16 protein-coding genes are annotated in these 14,245 nt (G+C 60.3%); 8 read left to right on the forward strand and 8 right to left on the reverse strand.

Annotation, left to right across the window (positions count from 1 at the left end):
- On the reverse strand, nucleotides 1–819 hold the full coding sequence (locus ACOYA6_RS05320; protein ID WP_422654173.1) for an ABC transporter substrate-binding protein: 819 nt from the start codon (nucleotides 817–819) through the stop codon (nucleotides 1–3).
- 249 nt (nucleotides 820–1,068) lie between these two features.
- On the opposite strand from ACOYA6_RS05320, the gene ACOYA6_RS05325 reads away from it, so the two are divergent.
- The 4 genes from ACOYA6_RS05325 to ACOYA6_RS05340 all read left to right on the forward strand — a co-directional run bounded on the left by ACOYA6_RS05325 (nucleotide 1,069) and on the right by ACOYA6_RS05340 (nucleotide 3,883).
- A complete protein-coding gene (locus ACOYA6_RS05325; RefSeq protein ID WP_341932653.1) occupies nucleotides 1,069–1,218 on the forward strand; it encodes a hypothetical protein in 150 nt (49 codons plus the stop codon).
- A gap of 160 nt (nucleotides 1,219–1,378) precedes the next feature.
- The gene (locus tag ACOYA6_RS05330; protein ID WP_422654174.1) at nucleotides 1,379–2,707 is read left to right on the forward strand and encodes a sensor histidine kinase; all 1,329 of its coding nucleotides are present in this window, start codon (nucleotides 1,379–1,381) and stop codon (nucleotides 2,705–2,707) included.
- Entirely contained in the window at nucleotides 2,700–3,311 is a 612-nt protein-coding gene (locus ACOYA6_RS05335) for a response regulator transcription factor (RefSeq protein WP_422654175.1), read from the forward strand. The genes ACOYA6_RS05330 and ACOYA6_RS05335 overlap by 8 nt, the downstream gene beginning before the upstream one ends.
- Before the next feature lie 89 nt (nucleotides 3,312–3,400).
- Nucleotides 3,401–3,883 (forward strand): GlcG/HbpS family heme-binding protein, encoded by a 483-nt coding sequence (locus tag ACOYA6_RS05340; RefSeq protein ID WP_422654176.1) that lies wholly within the window; start codon nucleotides 3,401–3,403, stop codon nucleotides 3,881–3,883.
- Nucleotides 3,884–3,967: 84 nt separating this feature from the next.
- On the opposite strand, the gene ACOYA6_RS05345 is transcribed toward ACOYA6_RS05340, so the two are convergent.
- A complete protein-coding gene (locus ACOYA6_RS05345; RefSeq protein ID WP_032617828.1) occupies nucleotides 3,968–4,108 on the reverse strand; it encodes a hypothetical protein in 141 nt (46 codons plus the stop codon).
- Nucleotides 4,109–4,236: 128 nt separating this feature from the next.
- On the opposite strand from ACOYA6_RS05345, the gene ACOYA6_RS05350 reads away from it, so the two are divergent.
- Together ACOYA6_RS05350 and ACOYA6_RS05355 are read left to right on the forward strand one after the other, a co-directional pair.
- Entirely contained in the window at nucleotides 4,237–5,055 is an 819-nt protein-coding gene (locus ACOYA6_RS05350) for an MBL fold metallo-hydrolase (protein ID WP_422654177.1), read from the forward strand.
- A gap of 43 nt (nucleotides 5,056–5,098) precedes the next feature.
- Nucleotides 5,099–5,734: a carbonic anhydrase gene (locus ACOYA6_RS05355; RefSeq protein ID WP_422654178.1), complete on the forward strand. Its 636-nt coding sequence runs from the start codon at nucleotides 5,099–5,101 to the stop codon at nucleotides 5,732–5,734.
- 40 nt (nucleotides 5,735–5,774) lie between these two features.
- Here the strand turns inward: ACOYA6_RS05355 and ACOYA6_RS05360 are convergent, their stop codons facing one another.
- The 6 genes from ACOYA6_RS05360 to ACOYA6_RS05385 form a co-directional block, all read right to left on the reverse strand.
- Complete coding sequence (locus tag ACOYA6_RS05360) at nucleotides 5,775–6,941, reverse strand: cupin domain-containing protein (RefSeq protein WP_422654179.1); 1,167 nt, start codon at nucleotides 6,939–6,941, stop codon at nucleotides 5,775–5,777.
- Between the two features lie 11 nt (nucleotides 6,942–6,952).
- Nucleotides 6,953–7,741, reverse strand: a complete 789-nt coding sequence (locus ACOYA6_RS05365; RefSeq protein WP_138368816.1) for an HpcH/HpaI aldolase family protein — start codon at nucleotides 7,739–7,741, stop codon at nucleotides 6,953–6,955.
- The gene (locus tag ACOYA6_RS05370; protein WP_039029123.1) at nucleotides 7,734–8,450 is read right to left on the reverse strand and encodes an alpha/beta fold hydrolase; all 717 of its coding nucleotides are present in this window, start codon (nucleotides 8,448–8,450) and stop codon (nucleotides 7,734–7,736) included. Before ACOYA6_RS05370 ends, ACOYA6_RS05365 begins: the two co-directional genes overlap by 8 nt.
- Nucleotides 8,451–8,458: 8 nt before the next feature.
- Complete coding sequence (locus ACOYA6_RS05375; RefSeq protein ID WP_422654180.1) at nucleotides 8,459–9,223, reverse strand: SDR family NAD(P)-dependent oxidoreductase; 765 nt, start codon at nucleotides 9,221–9,223, stop codon at nucleotides 8,459–8,461.
- A 3-nt stretch (nucleotides 9,224–9,226) separates the two neighbouring features.
- Entirely contained in the window at nucleotides 9,227–10,549 is a 1,323-nt protein-coding gene (gene hisD / locus ACOYA6_RS05380; RefSeq protein WP_156126869.1) for a histidinol dehydrogenase, read from the reverse strand.
- 73 nt (nucleotides 10,550–10,622) lie between these two features.
- Entirely contained in the window at nucleotides 10,623–11,861 is a 1,239-nt protein-coding gene (locus ACOYA6_RS05385; RefSeq protein WP_039029125.1) for an MFS transporter, read from the reverse strand.
- A gap of 328 nt (nucleotides 11,862–12,189) precedes the next feature.
- On the opposite strand from ACOYA6_RS05385, the gene ACOYA6_RS05390 reads away from it, so the two are divergent.
- Entirely contained in the window at nucleotides 12,190–13,260 is a 1,071-nt protein-coding gene (locus tag ACOYA6_RS05390; RefSeq protein ID WP_138368821.1) for a LacI family DNA-binding transcriptional regulator, read from the forward strand.
- Entirely contained in the window at nucleotides 13,257–14,228 is a 972-nt protein-coding gene (locus tag ACOYA6_RS05395) for a nuclear transport factor 2 family protein (RefSeq protein ID WP_422654181.1), read from the forward strand. Before ACOYA6_RS05390 ends, ACOYA6_RS05395 begins: the two co-directional genes overlap by 4 nt.
- Nucleotides 14,229–14,245: the final 17 nt, after the last annotated feature.

Raw genomic sequence — 14,245 nt, forward strand, 5'->3', positions numbered from 1 at the left:
TTACTGGGCTTCTATTTTAAAGGCGCGCGGCTGCGGGGAGGGCGTCTGTGGGCCAAACCAGACATCGTAGATTTTTGCCGCGTCGCCGTTGTTCTCCAGCTTCACCAGCTCATCGTTCACCACCTTCAGCAGCGCGGTTTCGCCTTTTTTCACCCCGACGCCAATCTCCTCTTTACTCAGCAGGTCCGGAAGAATTTTAAAATTCGCCTTATCCGGTGCCTGGGCCAGCAGCCCCGCCAGAATGGTGCTGTCCTGAGTGATCGCCTGCACGTTGCCGTTGCGCAACGCCGTCAGCGCCAGCGGAATATCGTCATAGGAGAGCACGCGGGACTGCGGGAAGCGCTGATGCAGCGCCTGCTCCCCGGTGGTACCTTTCACCGCCCCGATACGCGCCTTGCTGTAGGCGTCGAGTTTATCCGCGCCGCTGGCCGGGACCAGGAACTGCTGTCCGGTAACAAAGTACGGCGTTGAAAAATCAATCACCTGAGCGCGCTCCGGGGTGATGGTGATATCGGCCACGATCAGATCCGCCTTGCCGGACTGTAACAGCGGGATGCGGTTCGCCGGGTTGGTGGCGACCAGCTCCAGTTTTACCCCGAGGGTTTTCGCCAGCGCTTTAGCAAAATCGACGTCATAGCCGACGATCTCGTGACTTTTCGCGTCTATCGAGCCAAACGGCGGGTTGGCATCGAAGGTGGCGACCTTAACGACCCCCGCCGCCTTGATATCCGCCAGCTGGTCGGCCTGCACCTCTGCAGAAAGGATCCCGCCTGCGGCCAGTAAAGCCAGTACCAGCGCCCGTTTTGTGTGTATTGCCATAAATTCCTCTGCACCTGTTCTTGTTTTGTCTTCATACGCTCCCATAACCGGCCCTGGTCGCCAAATGCCAATATTGACTTTGCTATATGAAAAAACTCATTAGTGAACAGCGTGTTACATGGCGGTAAAAGAAAACTGCTTTTGCGTCTGGCGCAAATCCTCTGCCGGAATCGGTATTTCTCAGGGGGGCAGAATGCTGGTTAACTGCATTCAGGCTGAGCAAACGAGGACAAGGCAATGGGCAAACTGATGAGTACGTTACGGCGGTTTTTTACCGCAAGATCGGAAGAGAACAGCGCGCAGCGTATTATTGAATCCATTCTGCCGGCAGCCAGCCTGTATGGCGTGGATATCGCCAACATCGATCCGGAGTGGTTCCATGACAAAACGTCACGCTGAACACCGCCAGGTGCGGGAAACCTACTGGAATGAGGTGTGCGTTCTTCACCGCACCGCCTGCCATTCTGGACGCTGACATCCAAAAATCACCGCAAGTTTTGTCCCCGGCTTAGCTTCCTGCTAAGGTCTCTGGCGTCTTCCTCCAGCGCCAGTTAAATAAATGAACAGCAAAAAATTTCTCCAGCGTGGGCTTCTGATCTGGCTGATGCTCTGCCTGCTCAGCAGCGTGCTGCTGTATGCCGAACTGATCCGCCGCCAGTTCTGGGAACTCGACCGTGAATTTTCCACGGCGTTTACGGAGATCGGCGCAGTTCTCACCCAGAATGAATCGGTGCTGCCGCTGTTAAATGGCGATGAAGATCTGGCGGCGCTGGGCAAAAAATTCCCGCAGATACTTGGCTTGCAAAAGACCCAGGGACGTGCCCTCGACGCCGCCCGGGTTGAACCCCTGTCCGGCACGCAGTACTGGCTCTACAACCCCTGGCGGCAGATCCGGGTGCTGATCGACCTCGCGCCGGTCATCAACGCCTGGCCCAGGTTTACCCGCATCACCCTGGATCTTACTGGCCATTTGCCGTCCCCATCCACGGACGCCTTCTGGCACTGGCAACGGCAATTTCCCCAGCATACTCAACCCTTCGTGCTGCTGGCCGACGCCCGACCGGCGTGGCTGAACGTGACGCTGCTGCCGTTTTTCCTGCTGTTTGTCGGCTGGGCTATTGTGGTGGCGGCAGGGGGGCTGATCCTCTGGCAGCGTAAGCAGCGCCAGAATGCCGATCGGCGCGCCTGGTACTATCAACACGCCCGGCTCAATACCCTGGGGGAGATCACCGCGGGCATCGTGCATGAGATCAACCAGCCCCTGACGGCCGTTCAGACCTGGATCCAGGGCGCGCAGCGCCAGCTGGATCAGGATAACCCCGCAGCGGTGTCCCAGGCCCTGGGCTCGGCGCTGGTGCAGACCCGGCGGATTAGCGAGCTGCTGACCCGCTTTCGCGAGCACGTTACCCAGGATGCCGTCACCTTAGGTGAAGTGGATCTCGCCGAGTGCTGGCAGCACGTCGGCAACCTGCTGGAGCACGAACGCACCGCCAGACATATTCGCCTTACCCATGATTTTGCCGCCGATGCCCGAACCCTCTGCGCCGACCGGCTGTGGCTGGAGCAGGTGCTGCACAACCTGCTCAGCAACGCCATTCAGGCCCAGCAGGACCGCGCGGCGGGCTGGGTGCATATCCGCAGCCATCGTGAGGGCGAACGTGTGCACGTCGAGATCGCCGACGGCGGACCGGGCTTTACCCCGGAAGCACTCCACAACGCCTTTATGCCTTTTTACAGCGGGCGGGAGGGCGGTACGGGGCTGGGGATGACCTTAACGGAGTCTTTAGTTACCCGAATGAACGGCACCATCGCGCTGGACAATGCGCCGGAAGGCGGAGCCAGGATCAGATTGCAGTTTGCTCACCACAGGAGTCAGGACCATGGATAACGTCATCTGGTTAATTGATGATGATGCGTCAGTCAGGGAGTCGCTGGTGTTTCTTTTTTCCGGGATGAACTGGCGCGTGGAGCCCTTTGAGAGTATTGCCGCCTTTAGCGCCGCGCAGGAGGCGGGAAAAGAGCTGGCCGGCTGCCTGCTGCTGGACATGCGCATGCCGGGCAAAGGCGGGTTAGCCTGGCTGGAAGAGGGGAAATGGCCGTGGCCGCTGCTGCCGGTGATCCTGATGACCGGTCACGGCACCATTGATGCCTGCCGCCGCGCGTTTCACAACGGGGTGTTTGAGTTCTTCACCAAGCCGCTGGACGCCGACAAGCTGATCGAGTCCATCACCGCCGCGCTCGCCGAGAGCCAGCGGCGCGTGGGGGTATGGCATGAGGCGAAACGCGTAAAGGCGCTGTTTGAGCAACTCACCTCCCGGGAGCATGAAGTGCTGCTGGCGTTAATGGAAGGCAGCAGTAATAAAGAGGTAGCCGCCCGGCTGAATCTCTCCCCCCGAACGGTGGAAGCGCACCGGGCGGCGGTGTTCCTCAAGCTGGGCGTTTCCAGCCTGGTGCAGGCCATCCGGGAATACGACAAATTGCAATCCGTATAACTACCAGGATCACCCCGTAGTCAACCGAATAACATTTCTTCGCCCGCTTCGATACGCTGCATCTGTTTCCACTTACCAGAGGATGTGCGATGAAAAAGTTAATGATGGCGGCAGTGTGTGTAGCAGGGATGGTTAGCGTATCGGCGCAGGCACAGTCCGTGACGCAAAAGAGTCTCTCCCTGACCCAGGCGAATGCGTTAGCCAGCGCGGCGATTCAGGCCTGCACGGCCAAAAATTATCAGGTCAGCGTCACGGTGGTGGATCGTGCCGGGATGGTGAAAGCGGTACAGCGCACCGATAACGCCGGTCCACATACCCTGAAAGCCAGCGAGATGAAAGCCTTCACCGCGCTCAGCACCAAAAACGCGTCGGGGAAAGTGATGGAGTCGGCCCAGAGCAATGCGGGCGCGCAAAACTTAAAAGATATCCCGGGTTTCCTGTTACTGGCGGGTGGGCTGCCGGTGAAAGAGGGTGATGAGGTGATTGGTGCCATCGGTATTGGCGGTGCGCCGGGCGGGCATCTGGATGAAGCCTGTGCCCAGCAGGCGATTGAAAGCCTGACGAAGTCGTAGTCAATCGCCCGGCGGCGCTTCGCTTGCGCGGGCCTACGGTTTTGTAGGCCGGGTAAGGCGCAAGCCGCCACCCGGCGTTTTACATCAGATCTTGCAGGCGTCGCCGCAATCATCGTCCGCGACAATCGCCTGCGCTTTTTTATCCGCATCTTCAAGGCGTTCAGCGTTACGTTCTTCGGCTTCATCCAGCCCGTCAAACACCAGATTGTTGAGATCAATTTCCATCATTTACCTGCTTTGTTCGGTTATTGTTCCAGGTCGTATTATAGAGCAAAAGAATGGGATGAGGCACCCCAGCGCACATAAGGATAATCCTTGCCATACTGATGACTCACCCGCGCTCAGGAGGAGTGATGATCGTCTTATGTAAAACCTGCGGCACGTCCTATGACGCGCCCCGAGAACCCCAACGCTGCGCCATCTGCGACGATGAACGCCAGTACGTGCCCGCGACGGGCCAGGCGTGGGTAGATTTTGCCACCCTGACCCGCACCCATACCAACAAGTGGCAACAGATCGAACCCGACCTGCTAACGATCAAAACCGTGCCCGCATTTGCCATTAGCCAGCGCGCGATCCTGTTGCGCACCCCGCAGGGGAACGTGCTGTGGGACTGCATCGCCAACCTCGACCCCGCCACCCACGCGCTGATAACCGCGCTCGGCGGGATCGACGCTATCGCCATTTCGCACCCGCACTATTACACCACCATGCAGGACTGGGCAGAGGCCTTTAACGCCCCGGTGTACCTGCACGCCAGCGATCGCGAGTGGGTGATGAGAAGCAGCCCGGCTCTGCGCTTCTGGGAAGGGGACTCGCTTGAGATCGCCCCGGACGTGACGCTGCACAGGCTGGGCGGCCATTTTGCCGGAGGCACGGTGCTGTACTGGAACCGCGCCGGTGGCACGCTGCTGGCGGGGGATATCCTGCAGGTGACCCCTGGAAAAGACGCGGTGTCGTTTATGTGGAGCTACCCGAACATGCTCCCGTTGCCGGCAAGTGAGGTGGCTGACATCGGCGCGCGGCTGGAAAACGTCCCCTTCGAACGGCTCTATGGTGCCTTTGAAGGGCAGAACATTTCCGGGAATGCGCGGGAGATTGTTATGCGGTCGGTGCAGAAATATATTGCTTGTCTGAACTCGGGGCCGGTGGGTAAACTCCAAAAACCGTGATCTCGATCATGCCTGTACAATCACAAAAAAATGAGACATTGCTATGCAACATATCATTGAAGGTTTTCTCAGCTTTCAAAAAGAAGTTTTTCCGCAACGTAAAGACCTGTTCCGCAGTCTGGCGTCCAGTCAGAATCCCAAAGCGCTGTTCATCTCCTGTTCTGACAGCCGCCTGGTGCCGGAATTAGTCACCCAGCAGGAGCCGGGACAGCTCTTTGTCATTCGTAATGCTGGCAACATCGTGCCACCGTTCGGGCCAGAGCCGGGCGGCGTTTCCGCCACTATCGAATACGCGGTTGTGGCGCTGGGCGTTACCGACATCGTGATCTGCGGCCACTCTAACTGCGGCGCGATGAAGGCCATTGCCGACAACGCTAAACTCGAGCCGATGCCTGCCGTTTCACACTGGCTGCGCTACTCCGATGCGGCGAAAGCGGTCGTGGAAAACAAAACCTGGGATAACCCGACCGACAAAGTGAATGCCATGGTGCAGGAGAACGTCTTCGCCCAGCTGAGCAACATCAAAACTCACCCTTCCGTCGCGGTCGGCCTGCGTAACAACGCCATTCGCCTGCACGGCTGGGTGTACGATATCGAAAGCGGCGACATTCGCGCCCTGGATAAAGAGACCAAAACCTTCGTCTCTCTGTCCGAAAACCCAGGCGTTTACTTCGAGTAACGTGCCGAATTCAGGGCGGGGTAACCCGCCCTGATATCCCTCACGGCAGCGCTTCGAGCTTCAGCCCCGCGCGCTTCGCCGTTTCCGGTAACAGATCCATTGCCGTAACAAACCCATCCGGATCCAGACAGCGGTTCGCCGCTCTTGCCTGCTTCAGTATCTCCCGATCCCAGTACACGCGCTTACGCTGATCGCCTTCCGTCGTCAGAATGCACTCCATGTCGCCCTCCAGGGCGCGGTAGCGCCGCCAGCTGTTCGCCGGGATCGAAATAACCGAACGCTCAGGGGCGACAATGCTCACCTCTTCGCCTTCTTCATTCCAGGTCACCTCCAGCGTGCCCTTGAAGACCATGATCACCTGCACGTCCGGGCAGAGGTGGCGGCCCACCACGTGGTCTGACTTCAGGCGCAGCCACTCAACGGAGAAGCCGTGCGGGTTAACGATAGCCGGTTCCGCGTGTTTATCCTGGCTAATGCCAAAGCCGATCACCGGGGCGATCTCGCCGCCGTGGCCCGGCAGCACCGAATCGAGTAACCCCGCCGCCGACCAGCGACGATCCTCCCCGGTCACCGCCCGCTGGCGCATCTCCTCCACGGAGTAGTGGCGCAGGGCGGCGATTTCGTGCTCCGGCAGCGGGGTCAGCAGCCCCTCCGGCCCCGGCAGGGTATCTCCCGCATTGACGTCGAGGAGCATATTCTCCTTGCTCAGGTAGAGACCATACTCGCTGGCCGCGGCCAGAATCGACGGATGCCAGATGATCCCTCCAGTGTTATTCCCGCCCAGCACCGTGTAGACCATGCCGCAGGTCTCTTCTTTACTGACGTTGGTGAAGCCGCGGAAGATCCAGGTCGGGATAGAGAGGATGGCCGGGGCGCTGAACTCGGCTTCGTTTTCGCCGTTGGCGCCCCAGCGAAAGCGCCAGGTTCCCTCGTGGATCAAAAACACTTCGGCGGTGAAGTGCAGGTGCAGGTTATTGGTCACCCCTTTTGGCATCGCCGCCGCGCCGATGTTGAAGCCGTGCGGTTCCGGGATATTGACCACCTGGGCGGACGACTGGGTCACGCCCGGGCCAATAAAGGAGTAGTTCTGTTTCAGGTGCGAGCCGGGAAGCTTGCAGTCGATAAAGGCCAGATTGCAGGACACCATATCTTCAGGGGCAACCAGACGGCTGCGGGCCAGTTCCGGGGTAATGTGACGTGCTTTCATGTTCTCTCCTGTTAATAGCCTGAAGCGCCGGGTTTAGGGATCGCGTTGCCGCGCGCCAGGGCGATAGCTTCGCGTGAGGCGCGGCCAAGTTGCATGACATCGTTCGCCGGGGTGACAAACTGAAAACCTTCGCTGATGCGCCGGGCGGCGGCGTCGCCGGAGGTACAAAAGATCCCGGCGATTTTCTGCCACTGACGACAGCGGCTGACCACCAGCTCAATGGCGGCCAGCATCTCAGGGTGCTGCGATTCGGCGCTGGCGCTGCCGGTCAGGGTTAACGAGAGATCGTTCGGGCCGATAAATACCCCGTCAAGCCCCTCGGTGGCGAGGATCGCATCGAGATTCGCCAGCCCGTCACGGGTTTCGATCATCGCCAGGGTCAGAATTTCATCGTTGGCGTGCTGCGGGTAATCGGCCCCGCCGTAGAGCAGGCCGCGGGCCGGGCCAAAGGAGCGGTTGCCCAGCGGCGGATAGCGGCAGGCGGCCACAAAGCGCCGGGCCTGTTCCGGGGTGGAGATCATCGGGCAGATAATGCCGTAGGCCCCTGCATCCAGCATGCGCATGATCTGCGCCGGGTCGTTATCGGAGACCCGCACCAGCGGCACCGCCGGGGTAGCGGAGAGCGCCTGCAGCATCGACAGCGCGCTGGCGAAGTCGATCATGCCGTGCTGAAGATCGACGGTGACCGCGTCAAAGCCCTGATGGCCGACGATCTCGGCGCTGTAGCCCGACGGGATCGCCAGCCAGCCGTTAATAATGGCGCTGCCGTCCGGCATTGCCCTGAGTCTGTTCTTACGCATGTAAACACTCCTGGATCCAGTGACGTAGCGGGAGGGCAACCTCGTCGGGCGCTTCGAGCAGGGTGAAATGCCCGGCACAGGCGACGGTGACGTGCTTCACCTGAGGCGCACTCTGCGCCACCCGCTGGTGGTGATGGGGCGTGCAGATGGGATCGTGCAGGCCGTTGATAACGATGATGGGGCAGGCGAGGGCGGCCAGCGCCGCGCGATTATCCCGCCGGGTAATGGCGATCTCGGTCTGGGTGGCGAGGGTATCGAGGCCACTCTCCTCTGCCATCAGACAAATAAGATCCTGCAGGGCCTGGTCATCCACGCGCGACGGCGCAACGTACTTCGGCCACAGGCTGGCGGAGAGCCAGTTTGTCAGCCCCTGCTGCCGGGCAGCGCGCACCGCCTCGCGGCGGGGAGCTGCATTTTCTGGCGCATCCGCAAGGGGGTTCACCGACAGTAGCGCCAGCCCGGCAATGCGCCCAGGCGCGTCGGCAACCATCTGCAGCGCCACAATCGCCCCCAGCGAGAAGCCCGCCAGCAGAAAGCGCGGCGGCAGTTCGCTCAGCAGCGAGCGGGAGGCTTGCGCCGCCGAGGTAGCGTCCGCAAGCGTAATGCACCGCACGTCAGAGACCTTGAGCCTGTCGAGCACCGGCTGCCAGAGGCGTGGGTTACAGAGCGTGCCGCCGATCAGCACCAGCGGCAGGGCGTGATTATCCATATGTCTCCTCAGGTTGCGGTCCAGCCGCCGTCGACCATCAGCGCGCTGCCGGTGATCATTCCCGCGGCAGCGGAGGCGAGAAACACCACCGGACCCATCACGTCCTCCACCGTGCCGGTGCGTCCGAGCTTGATGTTCTCCAGCACGTAGCGGCGAAAGTCGGGGTCAGCCAGCGACGAGGCGGTGAGCGCCGTCTCAATAAAGGTCGGGCAGAGGGTGTTGACCCGGATCCCGTCCTCGCCCAGCTCCAGCGCCATGGCTTTGGTTAACCCTTCCAGCGCAAATTTTGAGGCGCAGTAGACACTGCGCTTCGGGCCACCGACGTGGCCCATCTGCGAGGAGATGTGGATGATGGAACCCGCAATGCGCGCCTCGCGCATCCGGGCCGCTACCCGCTGGCTGACAAAAAAAGTGGCCCGCAGGTTGATCGCCATAACCGCATCGAAGTTCGCCTCGCTGACCGCCAGAAACGGCTCGTGGCGCGCCAGTCCGGCGCTGTTCACCAGAATATCGAACGCGGGCAGGGCATCGGTTACGGCCTCAACCTGGGCGACATCGGTGATATCCAGCACCACTGGATGCAGGCGCAGATCGCGCTCGGCGGCGAGGGTCGTCGCCGTCTCCAGCGTCTGGCGATCCCGGGCGGCGATCCACACCTGCGCCCCGGCATGGGCCAGCGCGACGGCGCAGGCGAACCCCAGCCCTCTGGAGCCGCCCGTCACCAGGGCACGCTTGCCGTGCAGGCTAAAGGAGGGCATCTGAGGAAAGGTCATGACTTACACCTTCTCTCTGACCGGTGCAGGGGTGGCGTAAGGCACCTCCACCTGACCGTAGCGGCGCACGCGGATGTTGGCCTGCTCGGCGTGACCGGCGAAGCCTTCCAGCAGGGACAGGCGCGAGCAGTAGCTGCCGATCTCGGCGGTGGCCTCGTCGCTGAGCACCTTCTGCCAGGTACAGGTTTTCATGAATTTGCCCACCCACAGGCCGCCGGTATAGCGCGCCGCTTTTTGCGTCGGCAGGGTGTGGTTGGTGCCGATCACCTTGTCGCCGTAAGCCACGTTGGTGCGCGGGCCGAGGAACAGCGCGCCGAAGTTGGTCATGTTGGCGAGGAACCAGTCGTCGCGGTGAGTCATTACCTGCACGTGCTCGGAGGCGATGCGGTCGGCTTCGGCGAGCATTTCGTCGTAGCTGTCGCAGACGATGATCTCCCCGTAGTCGTGCCAGGCCTGACGGGCGATGTCGGCGGTGGGCAGTTTTTCCAGCAGGCGCTCGATCTCCCGCAGCGTCTCTTTAGCCAGCGTCATCGAGTTGGTCAGCAGAATGGCGGGGGTGGTGACGCCGTGCTCGGCCTGCCCCAGCAGGTCGGTGGCGCACATTTCAGCATCCACGGTGTCGTCGGCAATCACCAGCGTCTCGGTCGGACCGGCAAAGAGATCGATCCCCACCCGGCCAAACAGCTGACGTTTGGCCTCAGCCACAAAGGCGTTCCCGGGGCCGACAAGCATATCCACCGGGGCCAGCGAATCGGTGCCGAGCGCCATCGCGCCGATGGCCTGGATGCCGCCTAAGGCGTAGATCTCCGTAGCCCCGGCCATTTTTTGCGCCGCCACGATAGCAGGGGCAGGCTCGCCGCCGAACGGCGGGGCACAGCTGACGATGCGCGAGCAGCCCGCCACGTTGGCGGTGATAATCGACATATGCGCCGAGGCCAGCAGGGGATATTTCCCGCCCGGGACATAACAACCCACCGCATTAATAGGAATGTTTTTATGCCCGAGAATCACGCCCGGACGGGTTTCAATTTCCAGATCGAGCAGACAGCCTTTTTGCGCCCGGGCGAAATTAAATACCTGCTCCTGAGCGAATTCGATGTCGTGAATATCCTGGCGGCTAAGTTTATTGATACAGGCATTAATTTCCGCGTCGCTCAGGCGATAATCCTGGCGATCGTAGCGGTCGAACTTAACGGATAATTCGCGAATGGCTTTATTTCCGCGCTTTTCAATATCCGCCAGAATAAGCTCCACCGTTTCCCTTATTTGTCGCTGTGCATCCTGACGTTCCTGAACCGGTTTACTGGTTTTAAGCATATAAGCCACAATATCGTCCTCGCATAGTTAAGATGATGACTGTCCTCCCGGCAGGCCGGGATAAATTACAAGTGATTAAAAATTACTGGTCGCGCGCGGGCGCGAGTGGACCGTTAATAGATAATTCCGCAGACGCAGGCATTTTACGATTATTCACCCAGCGCACGGAGAGCGGGGTGACAATCGCCGCCACAACCGACAGGCCAGCAATAAACAGATAGCCGGACGAGAGGTTAATGTGCTGCATCATCACCCCCATGATCACCGGCCCGGCAAACATCCCGCAGGAGTAGATGGTCTGGAACAGACCCATGCGCGTGGACTGCTCATCGGAGGTGGTATTGACCACGCTGAGGGACATAAAGGCCGCGAACGCCATCCCGAAGGAGAAGCCGGCCAGCGCCTGCAGCAGATAGATGACATACAGATTGCTGGTGAAGGGGATGCCAAAGGTCGACACCACCTGCAGCACAATGCCCAGCACCGCCGTCTTCAACAGCCCCAGGCGCGGGTAAAAGAGGCTGCTGCACAGGGCGATGGCCAGGGCGTAGAAGATCAGATGGATGTTGCTCAGCAACGTTAAGATCCCGGCACGCCCGCCTAACTGCTCGGCGTAGATCGGCGTCAGCGTATCGCGGGTGGCAAAAGGCACCAGGATGACGAGGGTCGCCAGAATACCAATCAGCCACACCGAGCGGTCGGCCAACTGCTGGCGGGCCCCGGCGATACAGGCTTTCAGGGTCGGGGCTTTCACCGGGTCATGCACATCCCGGATGCGGGTGGTGAGGAACAGCGCCACCAGCGCCGAGACGCAGGAGACGAAAAATGCGATGTTGTTCTCAAAATAGTGAATCAACAGGCCGCCGATGCAGTTGCCGAGGAACACCCCAAGCGGCCCCGCCAGCGCCAGAAAGGCCACCGCGGCCGGGGCGTCTTTGCGGTCAAAGTAGCGCATAAACAGGATGTTGTAGAGCACCCAGGTGGCGGCGGTGACGCCGTCAGCCGCTTTGGCCAGGTAGAGGGTGATGGCGTTCGGCTCCAGCCAGGCCAGCGGCCAGGCGATAATCGGCAGCACCAGCGCGGCCTGGATAAAGATTTTTCGACTCTTCACCACGTCGGAAATAATCCCCAGCGGGAAGCGGATCAGCAGGGTGGCGAGGCCGCTGGCCCCCATGATGATCCCCATCACCTGCGGCTCCATCCCCTGATTGATCATCATCGGGGCCAGAAACGCATCAATGCTGTGAATACAGATAAAAAACAACACGCTGATGATAAAAAACAGCCGGGCTTCAGGTCGGCGTAACAGTGCTCGAAACATGGTTGTGAACCTCTTAAGAATTAATGGGTTATAACCAGCCAAGTACAACGTTTACCGGCTCAATCCTTTTGGATACTGCCCAATCTGCCCGGTACAATTGACGGTGTGAAAACTGCGCTGCATACGTATTCAAAAATTGAAGTTACGAAAAGGTTTCAATTTTGTAAAGGTCGTTTGTCACCATTGTGAAAAAAATAATTTAGGCTGTTGCATACGCATGCAAACATGGTGTAAGTATAAAAAGTACCCGCTTCCTGCGGCGCGGTGACAGGGATTGCTCTGCCACAGACGCCGGGTCGGGAAGCGTCAGGGATAAGGAACACGGGTAATGAAACGTAAGACTTTTACAGCGGTGACCTCGCAACAGGTGGCGCAGCTGGCGGGAGTATCACAGTCGGCGGTGTCCCGCACCTTCACGCCGGGCGCCAGCATCTCACCGGCAACGCGTGAGAAGGTGCTGAAGGCTGCGCGGGAGCTGGGCTACCGACCCAACGCCATCGCCCGGTCGCTCAACACGGCCCGCTCGCGGATCATCGGGGTGGTGATCTCCTATTTTGATAACCAGTTTTACCCGCAGGTGCTTGAGGCGCTGGCGCAAAAGCTGGATACCCTTAACTATCACCTGCTGCTGTTCGTGGGCGATCGTGACGGCAATGTGGATCGCATTTTCGACCAGATCATGCAGTACCGGGTGGACGGCATCGTGCTTGCCTCGGTCACGCTGTCGCTGGATCTCTCGCAGGAGTGCCTGGCCGCCGGGATCCCGGTGGTGCTGTTTAACCGCAGCGAAGAGAGCGGAATGGCCTCGAGCGTCAACAGCAATAACGAAGCGGCCTCCCGCCAGATTGCCGAGTTTTTACTGGCGGCAGGGCATAAGCGTTTCGCCTACGTGGGCGGCGTAGCGGACTCGTCGGTGAACATTGCCCGTCAGCGCGGCTATCAGCAGGCCCTGCAGGAGCAGGGGATCGACGATATTCGGGTGGTGAACGGCAACTACGATGCCCAGGAAACCGCCCGCGCGGCCTACGCGCTCTTCTCCACGTCGCCCGCGCCGGACGCCATTTTTGTCGCCAACGACCATATGGCGGTGATCGTCATGGACGTGGCGCGCTACGAGTTTGGCCTGCGCATCCCGGAGGATGTCTCGGTGGTGGGATATGACGACATCGGCCCGTCCGGCTGGGCATCCTACGCCTTAACCTCCGCGTCGCAGCCGGTTGAAGAGATGGTCAGCGCTACGGTGGAGTTACTGATGAAGCAGATCGACAGCGGCACTATCGAACCTGAACAAATTACCGTGCCGGGCAAGCTGGTGGTACGCCACTCTGCACGCCGACCGCATGCGGGTGCCCTCGACGCAGAGGGTTATGACATGTTCCAGACGCAGGAGGACAAATGAGCAGATTGCCGGGTTTCAGCCCCCAGTTCGATTCCATTCAACAGTTTATTCTCACCCTGACTCATGTGGTCTGGGAGCAAAAGGATATCGGCCAGCTCGCCGACTTTTACGCCTCGCCGGTGGTCTTTATCACCCCGGAAAAGCAGCTGACCGACCTGCAGCAGTTTATGCGCCTGACCCTCGAGGCGATGCACAGCTTCCCCCAGCGCACCGTGCTGACGGAAGACATCCTGGCGACCGAGAATCCAGGCAATGAGTACTACGCCGCCCAGCGCACCATCGCCTGCATCCGCCACATGGGCGAAGGCTTTTTCGGTGCCCCCAGCGGCAAAACCCTCTGGGTGCGCACCTGGGCCGACCGCATCTGCGCCGACGGCGCGGTGCGCCAGGAGTGGCTCCTGCAGGACCGGGCGGCGATTGTGGCCCAGCTCGGCTTAAACGTGCAGGCGTTTGCGCGCAATCTGGCGGTGATGCAGGAGCAGCTCGGCATTACCCCTGCCACCGCAGAAACGCTCGACGCCCGCTGGGCGGGTGGCGCGGACGGGGATGACGTTGAGGGGCCGATTGCCGGCGTGGTGGAGCGCTATCTGACCATGTGGGCCGGGGGCAACAGCGGCACCGTGCCGGGGCTGTACCATCCTGCCGCCACCCTCTATGCTCCGGGCCACTGCAGCGGCACGGGAGAGCAGGAGATCGCCGCGCTGCTGTCGGGCTACCGGGCGTCATTCGCCGACAGCGAAGTGCAGCTGCACCACCTGATCGTGCGTCGGGATCCTGGCGAGCCGGTGCGCATCTCCCTGCGCTGGTCGCTCCTGACCTGGCACGACGGCTACGGTAAATTTGGCGTGCCGACCCGTAAACCGGTGTCGATTACCGGTATCAGCCAGCTTGAACTGCGCGATGGGTTAATTATTCGCGAATATCTTGGTATTGATGAATTAGCTATCTGGTCGCAAATCGTGAATTAAGCGGAGGTTCGCCTCCG

Origin of the sequence: Leclercia barmai (genome assembly GCF_049312895.1) — a bacterium.
Taxonomy (GTDB): domain Bacteria; phylum Pseudomonadota; class Gammaproteobacteria; order Enterobacterales; family Enterobacteriaceae; genus Enterobacter; species Enterobacter barmai.

What these genes read in the sequence shown, in the direction of transcription:
- ACOYA6_RS05320 (WP_422654173.1), bottom strand. Translation starts at nt 819, where the DNA reads ATGGCAATACACACAAAACGGGCGCTGGTACTGGCTTTACTGGCCGCA.
- ACOYA6_RS05325 (WP_341932653.1), top strand. Translation starts at nt 1,069, where the DNA reads ATGAGTACGTTACGGCGGTTTTTTACCGCAAGATCGGAAGAGAACAGC.
- ACOYA6_RS05330 (WP_422654174.1), top strand. Translation starts at nt 1,379, where the DNA reads ATGAACAGCAAAAAATTTCTCCAGCGTGGGCTTCTGATCTGGCTGATG.
- ACOYA6_RS05335 (WP_422654175.1), top strand. Translation starts at nt 2,700, where the DNA reads ATGGATAACGTCATCTGGTTAATTGATGATGATGCGTCAGTCAGGGAG.
- ACOYA6_RS05340 (WP_422654176.1), top strand. Translation starts at nt 3,401, where the DNA reads ATGAAAAAGTTAATGATGGCGGCAGTGTGTGTAGCAGGGATGGTTAGC.
- ACOYA6_RS05345 (WP_032617828.1), bottom strand. Translation starts at nt 4,108, where the DNA reads ATGGAAATTGATCTCAACAATCTGGTGTTTGACGGGCTGGATGAAGCC.
- ACOYA6_RS05350 (WP_422654177.1), top strand. Translation starts at nt 4,237, where the DNA reads ATGATCGTCTTATGTAAAACCTGCGGCACGTCCTATGACGCGCCCCGA.
- ACOYA6_RS05355 (WP_422654178.1), top strand. Translation starts at nt 5,099, where the DNA reads ATGCAACATATCATTGAAGGTTTTCTCAGCTTTCAAAAAGAAGTTTTT.
- ACOYA6_RS05360 (WP_422654179.1), bottom strand. Translation starts at nt 6,941, where the DNA reads ATGAAAGCACGTCACATTACCCCGGAACTGGCCCGCAGCCGTCTGGTT.
- ACOYA6_RS05365 (WP_138368816.1), bottom strand. Translation starts at nt 7,741, where the DNA reads ATGCGTAAGAACAGACTCAGGGCAATGCCGGACGGCAGCGCCATTATT.
- ACOYA6_RS05370 (WP_039029123.1), bottom strand. Translation starts at nt 8,450, where the DNA reads ATGGATAATCACGCCCTGCCGCTGGTGCTGATCGGCGGCACGCTCTGT.
- ACOYA6_RS05375 (WP_422654180.1), bottom strand. Translation starts at nt 9,223, where the DNA reads ATGACCTTTCCTCAGATGCCCTCCTTTAGCCTGCACGGCAAGCGTGCC.
- ACOYA6_RS05385 (WP_039029125.1), bottom strand. Translation starts at nt 11,861, where the DNA reads ATGTTTCGAGCACTGTTACGCCGACCTGAAGCCCGGCTGTTTTTTATC.
- ACOYA6_RS05390 (WP_138368821.1), top strand. Translation starts at nt 12,190, where the DNA reads ATGAAACGTAAGACTTTTACAGCGGTGACCTCGCAACAGGTGGCGCAG.
- ACOYA6_RS05395 (WP_422654181.1), top strand. Translation starts at nt 13,257, where the DNA reads ATGAGCAGATTGCCGGGTTTCAGCCCCCAGTTCGATTCCATTCAACAG.